Raw genomic sequence first — 15,710 nt, 5'->3', positions numbered from 1 at the left:
GTTCATGCGCACGATGGTTACCTTGGCGTGTACGGAGTGCAAGCGCCGTAACTACACGACCAAGAAGAACAAGCAGAACAACCCTGATCGTATCGAGTTGAAGAAGTACTGCAAGTGGTGCCAGAAGCACACGCTGCATAAGGAAACCCGATAGTTTTCAGAGGTTAGCACGGGCATAGGCCAGTAGCTCCAATTGGTAGAGCGGCGGTCTCCAAAACCGCATGTTGGGGGTTCGAGTCCCTCCTGGCCTGCCAGCTCGAATAGCGAGCAGCTTGTAGTCAGGTTGCTAAATTGATCAGCAGCTTGATGCCAGGCTGCTTGTTTGGCGTTTAGAGGTAAAACGATCCCTAAAGGAATCAGATGGCTAAGAAATCAAAAACTCAGCGTGCGAAGGCGTCTGCCGCTCGTGCCGCTCGTAAGGAAGCTCGTCAGGCCGAAGCAGCAGCCGAGGCATTGAAGCAAGCCCAGGGCGAAAGCGCTGATACCGAAGCTCCTAAGAAGAAGCTGTTCGGTAAATCTTCTCAGGCTGCTGATTCTGCAAAAGACGCTAAGCAGAGCAAGGCTGTTGAAAAGAAGGCTGAGAAGAAAGCTGCTAAGCCCAAGAAGAAGCGTTTCCAGTTCCTTAGGGATGTCAAGGCTGAGATGAAGCGCGTTACTTGGCCTAGCCGTCAGGACGTTCTTCGTTGGAGTGTTGTGGTGGTTGCCGCGCTTCTCTTCTTTGGTATTTACGTTGCTGTTCTTGACAATGGCATTATCACGCCGCTGTTGTTTTTGATTTCCGGATTGGGGGCTTAAGGCATGTCGAAGAAGTGGTATGTGCTTCACACCTACTCCGGCTATGAGAACAAGGTGAAGACGAACCTTGAAACCCGCATCGAAACCATGGGTCTTGAGAACAATGTCTTCGCTATCGAGATTCCTACCGAAACCGTTACCGAGATCAAAGAGGGCGGTCGTCGTAAGGAAAGCGAAAAGAAGGTGTTCCCTGGTTACGTGCTGGTTCGCATGGAACTTGATGATCGTAGCTGGGCTGCCGTTCGCAACACTCCCGGTGTTACCGGTTTTGTCGGTGCTGATAGCAAGCCTGCACCCCTTACTCGTGACGAGTACAATAAGATTATGAAACGTACTAGTCATGAGGCCCCGAAGAAGACCTCTACCAATCTTGAAGCAGGGCAGGCCGTCAAGGTCGTTTCCGGTCCTCTGGCCGAGTTCGATGGCGTTGTTTCTGAGGTCATGCCTGATGCCGGCAAGGTTAAGGTCATGGTTTCGATCTTCGGTCGTGAAACCCCGGTGGAGCTTTCGTTCGATCAGGTTTCCTGCATATAGAATGGTCTCTGCAGTTTTAAGGCGTGCCCGCGTGGACCGGGGCTTCTCATTCCTTAGGCTGTGAAGATATATAGTGCAAAAGCATTTTGAAAGGTAATTAGAATGGCTGAGAAGAAAGTTACCGGCTTCGTTAAGCTGCAGATTCCTGCTGGCGCTGCGAATCCGGCCCCGCCCGTCGGCCCGGCTCTGGGTGCTCAGGGTGTCAACATCATGCAGTTCTGCCAGGCGTTCAACGCTCAGACGCAGGAGCAGAAGGGCACCATCATCCCTGTTGAGATCACGGTGTACGAGGACAAGTCCTTCACCTTCGTCTGCAAGACCCCGCCGGCGGCCGTGCTGATCAAAGAGAAGCTGGGTCTGAAGTCCGCTTCCGGCATCCCGCAGCTGAAGTTTGTGGGTACCCTTACCCAGGATCAGCTCCGCGAGATCGCTGAGATCAAGATGCCCGACTTGAACGCTAACGACATCGATGCTGCTATGCGCATCGTTGCCGGTACCGCTCGTTCCATGGGCGTGCGCGTCGAGGGCGTTGAGATGAAGAAGACCTACGTGCCTTCTAAGAAGCTGGCCGCTATCCTCAGGGGCGAGGCTTAAGAATTTCGCATCGTTTGATGCATTTGATTTTGGACAGTGGAAGGGCTTTGCGTTAGAAGCCGCATAAGCTCGCTACGCACCACGAAAGGAACTATCATGGCAAAGCATTCCAAGGCTTACCGCGCTGCCGTCGAGAAGATCGGCGATGCCACCTACGCTCCGCTTGAGGCGTTTGCAATGGTGAAGGAAGTCGCCACCACCAAGTTCGATCAGACCATCGAGGCTCACTTCCGCCTGGGTATCGACACCCGTCAGGCTGATCAGCAGCTGCGTGGCACGGTCTCCCTGCCGAACGGCTCTGGTAAGACCGTCCGTGTTGCTGTTTTCGCCGAGGGCGCTGCAGCTGACGCTGCTCGTGAGGCTGGCGCCGACATCGTCGGTACCGATGAGCTGACTGCTCAGATCCAGGCTGGCGAGTTCAACTTCGACGCTGCTGTTGCTACTCCTGACCAGATGGGCAAGGTCGGTCGTCTGGGCAAGATTCTCGGCCCCCGCGGTCTGATGCCGAACCCGAAGCTCGGGACCGTCACCCCGAACGTTGCTCAGGCTATCAAGGAGCTCAAGGGCGGCCGTGTGGAGTATCGCGCTGACCGTTACGGTATTGCTCATGTCATCATCGGTAAGGCTAGCTTCACTCCCGAGCAGCTCGCTGAGAACTACGGCGCTGTTTATGACGAGATTCTGCGCATGAAGCCTGCTGCTGCTAAGGGCAAGTACGTCAAGTCCGTCAGCGTTTCCGGCACCATGACCCCGGGCGTTGCTGTTGACTCTTCCGTGAACAAGAACTACACGGTTGCTGCTGAATAAACATCTCAGCCATTTCAGCTTTTAAGGAGCGGTCCCTTTGGGGCCGCTCCTTTTGTATATGTTGGCGGCTCTAATAGCGTGCATGGATGTGGCTTGTTGAAGGGCCAATGATTACAGGATGGGTAGTACTCCTTAGCGCCATTTTGCCGATCTGTGCTTGTTGGAATGCCATGACGAGACTGCTTTTGCATCTGACATAGTGCGAGTTTGGTACCATTGTCTTGATTGCGGATTGCGGATTGCGGATTGCGGATTGCGGATTGCGGATTGCGGATTGCAGTTCTTGAAGCTATTGGGTTAGGAGCATGGGCTATGTCGGTTATCTTGAAGTCTCCGGGTGAGATTGAGGCTATGAAGGCTGCAGGGCAGCTTTCAGCAGAAGTACTGCGCAAGGTAGGGGAGCTTGTGAAGCCTGGCGTCTCTACGTTGGAGCTTGACGAGTTTGCCGAAACCTATATCCGTGAGCACGGTGGTATCCCGGCATTTAAAGGTTATGGCGGATTCCCGGGGACCATCTGCGCATCAGTGAACGAGCAAATCGTTCATGGTATTCCCTCGAAAAATGTCGTGCTTCGGGACGGCGATATCCTCAGCGTTGATACCGGTGCCACGGTTGACGGTTGGGTGGGGGATAACGCCTGGACATTTCCCGTAGGGAAGATATCCGAGCAAAAGCGTAAGCTGCTTAAGGTTACCGAGGAGTGCATGTGGGCTGGTTTGGACTGCGCCGTCGCGGGTAATCACTTAGGCGACATCGGTCATGCTGTGCAATCGATTGCTGAGAATGCCGGCTTCGGAGTTGTTCGCGAGTATGTTGGCCATGGCGTGGGTAGAAATATGCACGAAGAACCCAACGTTCCCAACTACGGACATAGGCACTTGGGAATGAAGCTGCAGGTTGGCATGGTGCTGGCTATTGAGCCGATGATTAATATGGGTACCCGAAAGGTGCTTCAGGGCAATGATGGGTGGCTGGTGAGCACGCGCGATGGAAAGCCGAGTGCCCACTTCGAGAAGATGGTCGCCATCACCGAATCCGGTCTCGTGATTCTCACCACCGAACCGGACCATAGGCGTCCTCTGTAAAAAGGCGAGCACTCGCTCGCGAATCATTGCTGTGGGTTGTGAAGTGTCAGGCAAGACACTGGTACGGCAGACGGGTCGTGCCGATGGGAGCTTAGGCAACAGCGATCCCGCAGTATGCATAGTAAAGGGGTGCAGCGTGCATATGCGCTGCACCCCTTAGCTTTACGGGAAGAGAATTGGCAAGGGCCTTTTACTTCAGCTGCTTTCCGTTCGTGTCCCAGTAGAACCGCTTGAACTTGCGAATTTGGTTCAGGTGCATGATCTTCGCCCACATGTTGTGCTTGAAGGAATCGGGTGCGTAATGCAACGGGTAAGGCTCTTCGGTGGCCTTCAGGGCCTTCAGGGCCTGAGCAAGGCGCTCCTGGTTGTCCATGCTGCGCTTGAGCACATAGGCGGGTACGCAGCAGTACAAGAACGGGTTATAGGCCTCGTGATACTCCACCGGCTGACCCATGACGAACTCGCGCACGATCAGCTCGACGAAGTTCTGTCCGCCAAGGCTCATGTAGTAGGTGTTACGCCCACAGCGCGTGTTCACCTCGAAGAAGCGGAAGCTGCCGTCGCGGCTGTCGTACTTGATGTCGAAGTTGGCGAATCCGCGATAGCCCACATGCGACAGGAAGCGCTTGGCGCACGAGATGATGGCTTCCTCGCGCTCGCCCATGATGCACAGCGGGTTGCCAAGCGCGGTGGGGTCGTGGTCCTGCAGACATACCACGCCGCCTGCGACCACGCGCATGTCGCCGGAGGCATCCGAGAACGTGGTGAGCGTGCGGATGGCGTCGTCTCCGCCGGGGATGAAGTCCTGCAGCACCAGCAGGTTGTTGTAATCCGACGTGCGGATGCTGCGCCAAACCTGCGCAAGCTCCTCAGGGCTTTCGATTTCGTAGATCTTTCGCCAGCCCTCGATGGTGGGCTCGGCGTCTTGGAACTGGGCCGAGTTGGAAGGTTTGGCGATCAGCGGGTAGGGGAACTCGTTGACGGGAAGCTCGTCGGGGCCGTTTCCGCAATCGAAGTACCAGGTTTTCGGGAACGGGATGTCAAGCTCCTCGCAGATCTCGTAGAATCGGCGTTTCTGCGTGATGTCATCGAGCAGGGGAAAATCGATGTAGGGGACTACGTAGCCAAGATCCTGCAGGCGTTGCTTGCCCTGCGAGAGCATGCGGGCGTGGCAGTCATCGCAGCCCAAGATGAGCAGCGTCTTCTCGGGATGTGCGCCGTGGACCTCCTTCGCGAGTCGCTCAAGCGCGTTGTAAAGGCCCTCTTGCTCGTGGATATGCGGCTCCAGACGATAGTCGGTGAAGCGGCTTTCGGAGAGCATCTTGATGTTTTGCGTGGCGAGCACGATGGTGCTTTCGATACCGAAGGCGCGATGCAGTTCGCGCACGTAGCTGTAGGCAAGGATATCGCCGCCTACCACCACCGGTTGCAGCAGGCGCGCAACATCTTCGGTGCAGGTGATAGGTGCGGGATCGACGTTTGCGGTCATGAAATCTCCTTTGAGACCCGATAACGTATGCAGCCTTGCATTATCGCACACGCCGGCAGCCGCGCGTAGGCGTGACGCGCGTTTCGTGGAAAGTGCCCATAGGGCGGGCCGGTGGCGTATGATGGGCGAATGCAAAACGCCGGTCGGCGAACCTGTAAGAGAAGGAGCTTTCCAAAGCATGTGCGGATTCGTGGGATTCACCGCCGTTGATTTCGATGAGGGCGTCAATCGCGCCATCGTCAAGGACATGGCGGATCGCATTATCCATCGCGGCCCTGATGATGAGGGCTTTTTCGTAAACGATGATGTGGCGATGGGCTTTCGCCGCCTGTCCATCATCGACCTTGAGGGCAGCCACCAGCCCATGCAGAACGCCGATGGCAGCGTGACCGTCACGTTCAACGGCGAGATCTACAACTTCCAGGAGCTGCGCGCCGAGCTTGAGGGCATGGGCTACCAGTTCAAGACCAACGGCGACACCGAGACCATCGTGCATGGTTACGAGGCCTGGGGTACGGGCGTGTTCGAGCGCCTGCGCGGCATGTTCGCCATCGCCATCTGGGATGCCAAGGAAAAGCAGCTGGTGCTTGCGCGCGATATCTTCGGAATCAAGCCGCTGTACTACCAGCATGAGGGCTATCGTCTTATCTGGGGCAGCGAGATCAAGTCCTTCCTGGCGCACCCGCGCTTCAAGAAGGAGCTCAACCGCGAGGCCCTGCCGCAGTACCTGTGCTTCGAGTATATGAACGACTCGCAGACCATGTTCAAGGATGTCCATAAGATGACGCCCGGTCATTTCATGGTGCTCAAGGACGGCAAGGCCACTATCGAGTGCTTCTACAAGATCACCTACAAGATCGATCGTTCCAAGGGCCTTGAGGAATGGGCCGACATCATCAAGGACACGTTCGACGAGAGCGTGCGTGCCCACGAGATCGCCGACGTGGAGATCGGCAGCTTCCTGTCCGGCGGCATCGACAGCTCGCTGGCTGCGTACTGCATGGGCCAGCATCACGACGAGGGCGTGAAGACGTTCTCCGTGGGCTACGACATCACCGGCAGCGAGGAGCAGCGCGACAAGGCCGAGAACGCCGGCTTCAAGATCAAGCTGGACGAGCTGAAAGATGCGCGCGAGTTCGCCGAGTGGGCAGGGCTTTCCAATAAGGATGTGCAGGTCACGGCCAAGGAGTTCTTGGATATCGTTCCCACCGAGCAGTATCACATGGACGAGCCGCTCGGTGCGCCGTCGGCCATCCCGCTGTACTTCGTCAGCCAGCTTGCCTCCAAAGAGGTGAAGGTGGTGCAGTCCGGCGAGGGCGCCGACGAGCTGTTCGGCGGCTACTGGATCTACCACGACCAGTACGAGTTCTCCAAGTACTTCAAGGTGCCCCGTGCGCTGCGTGCGGCCGGCGGCGCGGTTGCTCAGAAGTTGCCGCCGTTCCACGGGCGTCACTTCGCCATGCGTGGTTCGGGCGGCCCGGAGAAGAGCTACCAGCGCGCGTGCATGAACTACATGTGGGACGAGGTGCCCCATGTGTTGAAGGGCTACAACGGCCCGTGCAAGCCGTGGGAATGGTGCAAGCCGCACTTCGATGAGGCTGCGGTGCAGACGGGCGGCGGCGACGTGATTACGCAGACGCAGTATGTGGACATGGTCTCCTACATGCCCTACGACATCTGCCTGAAGGCTGACCGCATGTCCATGGCTCACTCCCTTGAGCTGCGCGTTCCCTTCCTTGATAAGAAGGTGCTCGACGTGGCGCTGCAGCTGCCCACCGATTGCCGCGTCACCGACGAGCACTCGAAGTACGCACTGCGTCGTGCGGCTGCCCACTTGGGCTTCCCGCAGAAGGTGGCCGATATGCCCAAGCAGCCGTTCATCACGCCGCTGACCGTGTGGCTGCAGACCGACCTGTACTATGAGCGCATCAAAGAGGCGTTCACCAGCCCCGCTGCGCACGAGTTCTTCAACGTGGACTACCTGATGAAGATGCTCGACGACCACCGCAGCGCCGACTTCAGCACGCAGGAGGGCCGCTCCAAGCTCAAGATGATGCGCATCTGGAACGTGTACTGCTTCCTGTGCTGGTACGAGGTGTTCTTCGGCGAGACGTCGAAGCAGTACGCCCCGAAGACGCAGGTGGCGTAAACGGGTTTGCGCAAGAGCGCGTAGGCGTGCGGGTTTTCCGTCGCGAACGGATAGATAGGGCTACGTCCCCAAAGTGTCCGGGTGACGGTTTGCTTGAGCTCTCCTGCATAGCGAAATGAGAAACGGCCGCGGATGGTTCCGCGGCCGTTTGTTTTGCGGGTGCGCTCGTTTGCGCGGGCTACTTGTCCCAGGCGATGAAGGCCCAGGTGATCACGCGGGGGTTGCGCAGACGCAGTGCCTTTTGCACACCGCCGTGGCCGTCGGGCGATCCGGCACGCTCGTTGGGAACGAGGTTGTCGTTGAGCCAAGCGTGCAAGCGCGCATAGGCGGCTTGGCGCTGTTTTTCGCCGACGATGGCGCCGGCGGCCCCGTCGATCATGCGGCGCAAGCTGTCCGCGGCTTGATCGGGGGTGTCGTAGGTATCGTTGCGCTCGGAGCAGATGAAGTCGACCTGGGGCAAGATGCCCTCGGCGGCCAAGATGTTGATGGCGTACAGGAAATCGGGGCACAGCGCATCCTTAAGCCCCAGCTCGGCCATGATGCGCTCGTCGGTGCGAGGGCTTGAGCCGGTGGTCAGCGTGATGCACACGCGCCGGCGTGCGATGTCGGTCAGGCGCAGCAGGCTGTCGCGCAGGTTGGCGGTGGCGATGCTGCGGGAGGCGGTGCACACGTCCACCATGCCCGGGCGCACGCCCTTGGCGGCCCAATCTTCCTCCCAGCTCAGCTGCATGGGGAAGACCGTGTGGACATCGGCCTGTTCAAGCGCCTCCGACATACGGTCGAGCATGCCGCGCGAGAAGTCGGCGGCGACCACCTTGTGGCCGGCCAGCCCGAGCGGCACGGCAAGCGCCCCGGTGCCGCATCCCATATCGAACACGGTTTCCCTGGGCTGGATATCCGCCAGCTCGATGAAACGTCGCGCGTAAGCGCTGGGTTCGGTGCTGGTGGGGAAGGTGTGGGAGCGGGAATCCCAGTAGGAGGGGTCATCGGCTTTGCGACGTACCTGCTGCAGAGCCATCCATTCCGCGTTCCAATCGGTGGTGGTGAGGATCGGGGTGAAGGGCTGCACGTTGATGGCGGATTCGACGTCGATCTTGTCGGCCGGGGCGTTTGAGCCGAATGACTCGGTGGATGCCGGGGTTCGGTCGAGTCGGCTGCCGTCCGTTTGGTCGGTGGATGTGCCCGTGAGGTCAAGTTGGGAGCACCTCGTCTGCTTGAAGGACGAAGCGGGTTCGGGCGTGTTGTTTCCGGCCATTTTGAGCATCCCTTCCATGAAACGGCTGTGCAGCCGATATATTCGTTAGCACGTATAACCATAGTATCCGATTGCGGGGCTTGCTATGCGAGGGCCGGGCAATCGTTCTCAGATAAGGAGCATACCATGCATGTAGAGCTGCTCTACCACACCCCTGATCCGGAGCGTGCCATCGCCACGGCTGCGCGCCTGTGCTACGCGCCTGTAGGCGCCGCCGAGCTGATGGAGACCATGCCGCCCGAGCGCATCAAGAGCGTGCTCACCACCATCATGTCCTCGGGGCATTTCAGCACCCTTGAGCATGCAAGCTATACGTTCGCCGTCGACGGCGTGTCGCGAGCGCTCACGCATCAGCTTGTGCGCCATCGCATCGCCAGCTTCAATCAGCAAAGCCAGCGTTACGTGAAGTTCACGGGCGAGGTTGCGGTGGTGAAGCCCGAGAGCATCGCGGGCAACACCGAGGCATCTGAGGCGTTCGACAAGGCAATTCAGGCGGCAGTGGATGCCTATCATGCGCTGCTCGAGGCGGGCGTGCCCGCCGAGGACGCGCGCTATCTGCTGCCAAACGCCGCGGAGAGCAAGATCGTCATCACCATGAACGTTCGCGAGCTGCTGCACTTCTTCAGCCTGCGCTGCTGCAACCGCGCTCAGTGGGAGATCCGCGATATGGCGCACCGCATGCTGGAGCTGGCGCGCCCCACGGCTCCGTTCATCTTCGCCGACGCCGGCGCGCCATGCGTGCGCGGTACGTGCCCGGAGGGCAAGATGACCTGCGGCAACCCGTATCCAAAGGTCGTGCGTGAGTAACGTGGCGAAACCTAAGAGCGACCTTTCCCGCGCGTTTTCCGAGGATGGTGCGCGCAAGACGCACGTGGGCGGCCAGGCGCTGCTCGAGGGCGTGATGATGCGCGGCAAGTACAACTGGGCTGTGGGCGTGCGCGAGCCGGATGGCGGCGTGTATGAGGAATCCCACGACCTGGCAAGCGGCCGTGCGAAGAACGGCTGGATGTACTGGCCGTGCGTGCGCGGGTGCCGCGCGATGGTGGAATCGCTGGTGCTGGGCTACAAGGCGCTCGAGATCGCCGCGCTCCATGCGTTCAGCGAGGATGAGGAAGACGAGGCCGATTCCGCGTCCGCGCAGCGGGCGAGGGTGACCGGTTCCGACGGAATCGCTGCGAAGGCTGCAGCTTCGATGCGGCAGGCGGAAGCTTTCGGGTCCGGCAAGCACGTTGAGGAGAAGGCGGTCTTTGAACCTTCGGTGGCGGAGGACGCGGCGGGCGTAGGCGCCGCTTCGTCGCATCCGCTTGTCGGCGATGCCGATGTGGAGTCGCCAGCGCATTTGCCCGCTTGCGACTCTTACGGTGAAGCATCTGCGCCTACGCCCGCCGATGCAACGTTCTCCTGGAAGGACGATTTCGGCCGCCCTGACACCATGATCGACGCCTTGGGTGCGCAGCGTTCGCTAGAGGTGGTTTCCGAGCCGGTCTCCGCACCCGCTGCCTCCGCTGCGGCCGCAAGCGAGCCTGCAGCGAAGTCCGACGGAGATGCGGTGTTCGGCAAGAAGGAGATGGCGTTCTCCATGGTGCTGGGCCTGGTCATGGGCGTGGTGCTGTTCATCGTGGCGCCGGCGCTCATCACGAACCTGCTGGTGGGCGAGTACGATGCGCACACGCTGGCCTGGAACATCGTGGACGGCCTTTTGCGCGTGGCCGTGTTCGTGTTCTACATTTGGCTGATCGGGCGCATGAGCGACATCAAGCGCATGTTCGGCTATCACGGCGCCGAGCACAAGACCATCCACTGCTACGAGCATGGGTTGCCGCTCACCCCGGAAAACGCGAGGCAGTTCCCGCGCTTGCACGTGCGTTGCGGCACGGCGTTTCTGATCATGGTGATGATCATCGCCATTTTGGTGTACACCGTCACGCCGCTCAATGCGCTCATCTCGGCGTGGGGCGTGCCCGACGGCGCCCCGAAGCTGGCGCTCGTCATTGCGGCGCGCATAGCGCTGATGCCGGTGATCGCGGGCATCAGCTACGAGATCACCGTGCGCTGGGCGGGCAGCCATCCGGAAAACCCGCTGGTGAAGGTGGTGCTGTGGCCGGGTATGCAGATGCAGTACCTGACCACCAACGAGCCCGACGACGGCATGCTCGAGTGCGCCATCGCCGCCATGCAGCAGGTGCTTGAGCGCGAAGAGCTCGAAGCGGCGAAGGCCGCCGCCGCGGCTAGAAGCGCTCAAGCGTAGGCGGGACAGGTTTGATAAACGAAAGGGAGGGCGGCTTGCGAGGGAATCGCAAGCCGCCCTCCCTTTTCGCTGTGTTAACGCGCCGTATCGGGACACACGCTCGCCCTAGAAGCCTAGGCTTCGGAGCCTGAACGAGATTGCAACGCGTGCAAAGAGAAAGCCTGCCCAAGGCGATGCTTGGGCAGGCTTTCGAGCTTTCGGTTAGAAAGGGCTTTGCGCCTTTCGCGATGCGTCTACTGGTTCGCACAGGCGATGAGCGGCAGGTATTGCTGCGCGGCTGCTGGAACGGCAAGGTCGATGCTTTGGCCGTAAGCGCTTACCGTGACGTAACCGGGGGTGTTGTACGTGGTGAGCGTGGCGGGGACGCCCGCGGCGGAACCGGACACGGTGCTAGCGGGTACGGCGTTGGCGGGAAGGTCGGCCACCTGCCAATCCTTGATGTCGAGGTTCTCGATGCAGGTTTGCACTTGCGAGGACGAGATTCCCGTGGCGTTGGCGATGTCCCAGGTGTGGGCCAGAAGCGCATCGGAAACGGCGTCTTTGACGCCCGATGCGTCGATAGCGGAGTTCATGGCGGTGGCTTTCACGCTGCTTGCTGCGTTGGCAACCGGGGCTGCGGTGGACGTGGCGGGCAATAACGCGCTTGCGCAGCCTATGCCCACGCAAACGATCAGAATGCTCCCAAGGCAAACTCCTAGTGCTTTTCGTACCATGCGACGCTCCCTTTCCGCCCGATGGGCGGCCTCCATGTTGCTACGTACGGGCAGGATGCCGTCGATGATGCTGTGATACGGCGATTGCGCTGCGAAGATGCGGCGGTTCGACGGCTCCTTGATGCTAAGGTTACGCGAAGGCGGGCAGCGGGGACCAAGGTTCTCGAAACCGTCGCGGTTCCTTCGCGCTCCGCCGACGAAATCAACACGCATTCTGCAATTTCGCGGTATCGTCGTGTATAAGGCGGCCGGTTTTGCGTCGTTCGGGGCGCGTGCGGGCGGCTCGTGCGGAATCGCAAGCTCATCTTCGCCGTCAATCGTGTATAGTACCCCCTGCGCCGCCCGCGACGTTTCGCCGCGCGGCGCTCCTATCCCCGCACACGTAAAACTACGAATGGGGCAACCGTGTGAACGAGCAGGCCCAAGAGCGGCCGGAGCAGGCAAGGAGGGTGCCGCATGAAGCTGGTGGTGACCGAGAAGAACGACGCGGCGACGAAGATCGCGGCGTTGCTGGGCGTGAAAAAGCCCAAGGCTGACAAGGTGTATTCCACGCCGGTGTACCGGTTTGAGGTGGACGGCGAGGAATGGGTGACCATCGGCCTGCGCGGCCATATCTTAGAGCCCGATTTCACGCCTACTCTTATATATAAGAAGCGCGGCGGCTGGCGAGGCGTCACCGCGGAGGGCGAGGCCATCCCGGCGCAGCTGCCCGCAAGCCTAGCGCGCCCGCCGTTTAAAAAGAAGAAGCCCTTTATCGAGGACGGCGTTGAGCTGAAGGCGTGGAAGATGGACGCCTTGCCATATCTGATCTACGCGCCCATCGAGAAGCTTCCGAAGGAGAAGGAGATCATCCGCAGCCTGAAGAACCTGGCGAAGAAGGCGGACTCCATCGTCATCGCAACCGACTTCGACCGCGAGGGCGAGTTGATCGGTTCGGATGCGCTGTCGTGCATCCAGGAGGTCAATCCCACGGCGCCGGTTTCCCGCGCCCGTTACAGCGCCTTCACGAAAGAGGAGATCACGCACGCGTTCTCCAACCTGGTGGAGCTTGACACGAACCTGGCATCGGCCGGCGCATCCCGTCAGGACATCGACTTGATCTGGGGCGCGGTGCTCACGCGCTACCTTACGCTCGTGAAGTTCGCCGGCTATGGCAACGTGCGCAGCTCCGGCCGCGTGCAGACGCCCACGCTGGCGCTGATCGTGGCGCGCGAGCGCGAGCGCCTGGCGTTCATCCCCGAGGACTATTGGGTGATCAAGGGCGCCTTCGACGCCGGTGCGACCTCCGGCCCCACCGCCGGCGACGGCGAGTTTGCCTTCACGGCGCCGCATTCCACAGCCCGCTTCAAGGATGAAGCGGCGGCGAAGGCGGCCATGGCGGCCGTTTCCGGCGCGGCAAGCGCCACGGTGGCGGCGGTGGAGAAGCGCACGCGCAAGCAGCAACCGCCCGTGCCGTTCAACACCACCAGCCTCATGGCCGCGGCATCGGCAGAGGGCCTTTCGCCGGCGCGCACCATGCGTATCGCCGAGAGCCTGTACATGGACGGTTACATTTCCTACCCGCGTGTCGACAACACGGTGTATCCCAGCTCGCTCGACCTGGCCGAAGTGGTGAAGACCATCTCGGGCAACCCGGCGTACGCCCCGTATTGCCAGCAGCTGCTCTCCGCTGGCGAGCTGCACGCCACGCGCGGCAAGAAGGAGACCACCGACCATCCGCCTATCTATCCCACGGCAAAGGCCACGCCCGACGACCTGGCGCCGGCGGATTACAAGCTGTACAACCTCATCGCACGCCGATTCCTGGCAACGCTGTCGGATGCGGCCGTGGTGGAGGGTACGAAGGTAACGCTCGAAGTGGGCGGCGAGCATTTCGCTGCCAAGGGCGACGTGCTGGTGACGCCGGGCTATCGCGCCATCTATCCGTACGGCATGAAGAAGGACGAGCAGCTGCCTGCCATGAGCGAGGGGCAAAAGGTCGCCTTCAACGGCGCCGAGTGCACGAAGAAGCAGACCGAGCCGCCGGCGCGCTACAGCCAGGGCAAGCTCATCCAGGAGATGGAGAAGCTGGGCCTGGGCACGAAGTCCACGCGCCACAGCATCATCGAGCGCCTGTACACGGTGAAGTACATCCAGAACGACCCCATCGAGCCCAGCCAGCTGGGTATGGCGGTTTGCGACGCCCTTGACAAGTTCGCTCCGCACATCACGCATCCGCAGATGACGGCCGAGCTGGAAGAGGAGATGGACAACATCGCCGAGGGCCGCAACACCAAAGACGCGGTGGTCACCAACAGCCGCAACCTGCTCTCCGAGCAGCTTGCCAACCTGCTGCCGCATTCCGAGGAGGTCAAAGACGCCCTGGCAGATGCCGTGGCGGCCGACGCCTATGTGGGCAAATGCCCCAAATGCGGCAAGGATCTGCAGATCCGCGTGTCCCAGAAGACGCGCGGCATGTTCATCGGCTGCGCCGGCTGGCCGGACTGCGACGTCACCTACCCGCTGCCGAAGGGCAAGGTGGAGTCGCTGCCCGACCCGTGCCCCACGTGCGGCATGCCCCAGGTGAAGGTGACGGCGTTCCGTTCCAAGCCGCGCACGCTGTGCATCGACCCGAACTGCGAGACGAACAAGGAACCCGATGTGGTGGTGGGCGAGTGCCCGAAGTGCGCTGAGGCCGGCAAGAAGGCCAAGCTCATCGCGCAGAAGAACCCGCGTACCCTGAAGCGCTTCATCCGCTGCGAGAACTACGACGAGTGCGGCGTGGGTTACCCGCTGCCGCAGTACGGCGCCATCACGGCGACCGACGAGGTTTGCGAGCACTGCGGCGCGCCCATGGTGATCGTCACCACCACGCGCGGTCCGTGGAAGCTGTGCCCGAACTTCAGCTGCCCGGGCAAGGAGATCGAGGCCGAGAAGAAGGCCGCGGCCAAGGAGGCCAAAGCCGCTGCGAAGAAGGCGCCGGCGAAGAAGCCCGCGGCCAAGAAGCCCGCGGCGAAGAAGACAACCGCGAAGAAGGCAGCTGCGGCGAAAACCGAGGAGCCGGCAGAATAACGACGGCATACGGCGAATGCCCTGCCGAGCCTGGCGTTTGACGAGATAGGCCCCGGAACGATGATCCGTTCCGGGCCTGTTTGCGTTGTGGGGCTTTTCGGTGCCGAGCCGTGCGGCTCGCCCGGCGCTTATCCGGTGCGTTGCGCCTATGGGGCAACGCACCGATGCCGAGGGCGGGCAATCGGCATCGGCGATACGGTCGGGGCGGCGGGTCGTTTCGCCTTTTGGGGCGCATCGCGCGACCTGGGCGTCGACCCCGACCGATAGGAACCGGGTCTAGATATCTTCGCCGTTCTCGATGGCGCGATAGAGGTCGCGGCCAGCCACGTCGACGGCCACGAAGACGGGGAAGTCGTCGAGCATGATGCGGCGCAGGGCCTCGGTGCCCAGGTCGTCCCAGGCAACGGTGTCGCTTGCGGTGACGTGCTTGGCCAGCAGCGCGGCGATGCCGCCGACCGCCGCGAAGTATACGGCGCCGTTTTCAACGCAGGCGTCGATGACGGCCTGGTTGCGCTTGCCCTTGCCGATGCACGCCGCGATGCCGGCGCGCATAAGCTGGGGCGTGGCGAAGTCCATGCGGCTTGCCGTGGTGGGGCCCACGCTGCCGAGCGGGCGGCCGGCAGCGGCGGGGGTGGGGCCGGCGTAGAAAAGCGTCTGGCCCGCCAGCCCGAACGGCAGCTCTCCGGTCTGCTCGAGCGCCTCGAGCGCGCGGGCATGGCCGGCATCGCGCATGGTGTAGCAGGGGCCGGTCAGGCGTACTTCCTGGCCGGCTTTCAGGCTCGTCAGCTGGGATTTGTCCAGCGGCAGGTTCAAGCGTACGGGTTCGCTCATTTCCCCTCACCCCAATCGATCAGCTCGATGGATGCGCTGCGCATTGCCGAGCAGCCCATGTTCACCGCCACAGGCAGCGCGGCGATGTGGCACGGCGCGGTTTCCAGGTGCACGGCCAAGGCGGTCGCGCCGCCGCCGAGGGCCGCCGGGCCGATGCC

At 61.1% G+C, this 15,710-nt stretch carries 15 protein-coding genes and 1 tRNA gene; 11 read left to right on the top strand and 5 right to left on the bottom strand.

Annotation, left to right across the window (positions count from 1 at the left end; translation table 11 throughout):
• Positions 1–4 precede the first annotated feature (4 nt).
• The 7 genes from rpmG to map all read left to right on the top strand — a co-directional run bounded on the left by rpmG (position 5) and on the right by map (position 3,816).
• Positions 5–154 (top strand): 50S ribosomal protein L33, encoded by a 150-nt coding sequence (rpmG, locus tag RDW26_RS06975; RefSeq protein WP_042434722.1) that lies wholly within the window; start codon positions 5–7, stop codon positions 152–154.
• Between the two features lie 23 nt (positions 155–177).
• Positions 178–254: transfer RNA gene (locus tag RDW26_RS06970), tRNA-Trp, on the top strand.
• Positions 255–360: 106 nt separating this feature from the next.
• Positions 361–795: a preprotein translocase subunit SecE gene (gene secE / locus RDW26_RS06965; RefSeq protein WP_294417725.1), complete on the top strand. Its 435-nt coding sequence runs from the start codon at positions 361–363 to the stop codon at positions 793–795.
• Between the two features lie 3 nt (positions 796–798).
• Entirely contained in the window at positions 799–1,329 is a 531-nt protein-coding gene (nusG, locus tag RDW26_RS06960) for a transcription termination/antitermination protein NusG (protein ID WP_042434717.1), read from the top strand.
• 102 nt (positions 1,330–1,431) lie between these two features.
• Positions 1,432–1,923 carry a 50S ribosomal protein L11 gene (gene rplK, locus RDW26_RS06955; protein WP_366517924.1) on the top strand — a complete coding sequence of 164 codons (492 nt, stop codon included), beginning with the start codon at positions 1,432–1,434 and terminating at the stop codon, positions 1,921–1,923.
• A gap of 96 nt (positions 1,924–2,019) precedes the next feature.
• Positions 2,020–2,730 (top strand): 50S ribosomal protein L1, encoded by a 711-nt coding sequence (gene rplA, locus RDW26_RS06950; RefSeq protein ID WP_042434711.1) that lies wholly within the window; start codon positions 2,020–2,022, stop codon positions 2,728–2,730.
• Between the two features lie 312 nt (positions 2,731–3,042).
• Positions 3,043–3,816 carry a type I methionyl aminopeptidase gene (gene map, locus RDW26_RS06945; RefSeq protein ID WP_307983034.1) on the top strand — a complete coding sequence of 258 codons (774 nt, stop codon included), beginning with the start codon at positions 3,043–3,045 and terminating at the stop codon, positions 3,814–3,816.
• Between the two features lie 190 nt (positions 3,817–4,006).
• Here map and RDW26_RS06940 read toward each other — a convergent pair whose 3' ends face one another.
• A complete protein-coding gene (locus RDW26_RS06940) occupies positions 4,007–5,305 on the bottom strand; it encodes a hypothetical protein (protein ID WP_307983033.1) in 1,299 nt (432 codons plus the stop codon).
• Positions 5,306–5,483: 178 nt separating this feature from the next.
• Here RDW26_RS06940 and asnB point away from each other — a divergent pair, with 178 nt between their 5' ends.
• Entirely contained in the window at positions 5,484–7,454 is a 1,971-nt protein-coding gene (asnB, locus tag RDW26_RS06935; protein ID WP_307983032.1) for an asparagine synthase (glutamine-hydrolyzing), read from the top strand.
• 178 nt (positions 7,455–7,632) lie between these two features.
• On the opposite strand, the gene RDW26_RS06930 is transcribed toward asnB, so the two are convergent.
• Positions 7,633–8,709 carry a methyltransferase domain-containing protein gene (locus RDW26_RS06930; RefSeq protein ID WP_307983031.1) on the bottom strand — a complete coding sequence of 359 codons (1,077 nt, stop codon included), beginning with the start codon at positions 8,707–8,709 and terminating at the stop codon, positions 7,633–7,635.
• 126 nt (positions 8,710–8,835) lie between these two features.
• Here RDW26_RS06930 and thyX point away from each other — a divergent pair, with 126 nt between their 5' ends.
• Positions 8,836–9,516, top strand: a complete 681-nt coding sequence (gene thyX, locus RDW26_RS06925; protein WP_307983030.1) for an FAD-dependent thymidylate synthase — start codon at positions 8,836–8,838, stop codon at positions 9,514–9,516.
• 1 nt (position 9,517) lies between these two features.
• On the top strand, positions 9,518–10,957 hold the full coding sequence (locus RDW26_RS06920; protein WP_307983029.1) for a DUF1385 domain-containing protein: 1,440 nt from the start codon (positions 9,518–9,520) through the stop codon (positions 10,955–10,957).
• Between the two features lie 233 nt (positions 10,958–11,190).
• Here the strand turns inward: RDW26_RS06920 and RDW26_RS06915 are convergent, their stop codons facing one another.
• Positions 11,191–11,670: a hypothetical protein gene (locus RDW26_RS06915; RefSeq protein WP_307983028.1), complete on the bottom strand. Its 480-nt coding sequence runs from the start codon at positions 11,668–11,670 to the stop codon at positions 11,191–11,193.
• A gap of 456 nt (positions 11,671–12,126) precedes the next feature.
• Here RDW26_RS06915 and RDW26_RS06910 point away from each other — a divergent pair, with 456 nt between their 5' ends.
• A complete protein-coding gene (locus RDW26_RS06910; protein ID WP_307983027.1) occupies positions 12,127–14,721 on the top strand; it encodes a DNA topoisomerase I in 2,595 nt (864 codons plus the stop codon).
• A gap of 276 nt (positions 14,722–14,997) precedes the next feature.
• Here RDW26_RS06910 and RDW26_RS06905 read toward each other — a convergent pair whose 3' ends face one another.
• Positions 14,998–15,552, bottom strand: coding sequence for a FumA C-terminus/TtdB family hydratase beta subunit (locus tag RDW26_RS06905; protein ID WP_307983026.1), 555 nt, complete (start codon positions 15,550–15,552; stop codon positions 14,998–15,000).
• On the bottom strand, positions 15,549–15,707 hold the full coding sequence (locus tag RDW26_RS06900) for a fumarate hydratase (RefSeq protein ID WP_307983048.1): 159 nt from the start codon (positions 15,705–15,707) through the stop codon (positions 15,549–15,551). Before RDW26_RS06900 ends, RDW26_RS06905 begins: the two co-directional genes overlap by 4 nt.
• Positions 15,708–15,710: the final 3 nt, after the last annotated feature.

This window comes from uncultured Senegalimassilia sp. (assembly GCF_902464545.1).
Taxonomy (GTDB): Bacteria; Actinomycetota; Coriobacteriia; order Coriobacteriales; family Eggerthellaceae; genus Senegalimassilia.
Note: the sequence above shows the minus strand (reverse complement) of the source record. Positions and strands in the feature narration are given on the sequence as shown.

What these genes read in the sequence shown, in the direction of transcription:
- rpmG (WP_042434722.1), top strand. Translation starts at nt 5, where the DNA reads ATGCGCACGATGGTTACCTTGGCGTGTACGGAGTGCAAGCGCCGTAAC.
- secE (WP_294417725.1), top strand. Translation starts at nt 361, where the DNA reads ATGGCTAAGAAATCAAAAACTCAGCGTGCGAAGGCGTCTGCCGCTCGT.
- nusG (WP_042434717.1), top strand. Translation starts at nt 799, where the DNA reads ATGTCGAAGAAGTGGTATGTGCTTCACACCTACTCCGGCTATGAGAAC.
- rplK (WP_366517924.1), top strand. Translation starts at nt 1,432, where the DNA reads ATGGCTGAGAAGAAAGTTACCGGCTTCGTTAAGCTGCAGATTCCTGCT.
- rplA (WP_042434711.1), top strand. Translation starts at nt 2,020, where the DNA reads ATGGCAAAGCATTCCAAGGCTTACCGCGCTGCCGTCGAGAAGATCGGC.
- map (WP_307983034.1), top strand. Translation starts at nt 3,043, where the DNA reads ATGTCGGTTATCTTGAAGTCTCCGGGTGAGATTGAGGCTATGAAGGCT.
- RDW26_RS06940 (WP_307983033.1), bottom strand. Translation starts at nt 5,305, where the DNA reads ATGACCGCAAACGTCGATCCCGCACCTATCACCTGCACCGAAGATGTT.
- asnB (WP_307983032.1), top strand. Translation starts at nt 5,484, where the DNA reads ATGTGCGGATTCGTGGGATTCACCGCCGTTGATTTCGATGAGGGCGTC.
- RDW26_RS06930 (WP_307983031.1), bottom strand. Translation starts at nt 8,709, where the DNA reads ATGGCCGGAAACAACACGCCCGAACCCGCTTCGTCCTTCAAGCAGACG.
- thyX (WP_307983030.1), top strand. Translation starts at nt 8,836, where the DNA reads ATGCATGTAGAGCTGCTCTACCACACCCCTGATCCGGAGCGTGCCATC.
- RDW26_RS06915 (WP_307983028.1), bottom strand. Translation starts at nt 11,670, where the DNA reads ATGGTACGAAAAGCACTAGGAGTTTGCCTTGGGAGCATTCTGATCGTT.
- RDW26_RS06910 (WP_307983027.1), top strand. Translation starts at nt 12,127, where the DNA reads ATGAAGCTGGTGGTGACCGAGAAGAACGACGCGGCGACGAAGATCGCG.
- RDW26_RS06905 (WP_307983026.1), bottom strand. Translation starts at nt 15,552, where the DNA reads ATGAGCGAACCCGTACGCTTGAACCTGCCGCTGGACAAATCCCAGCTG.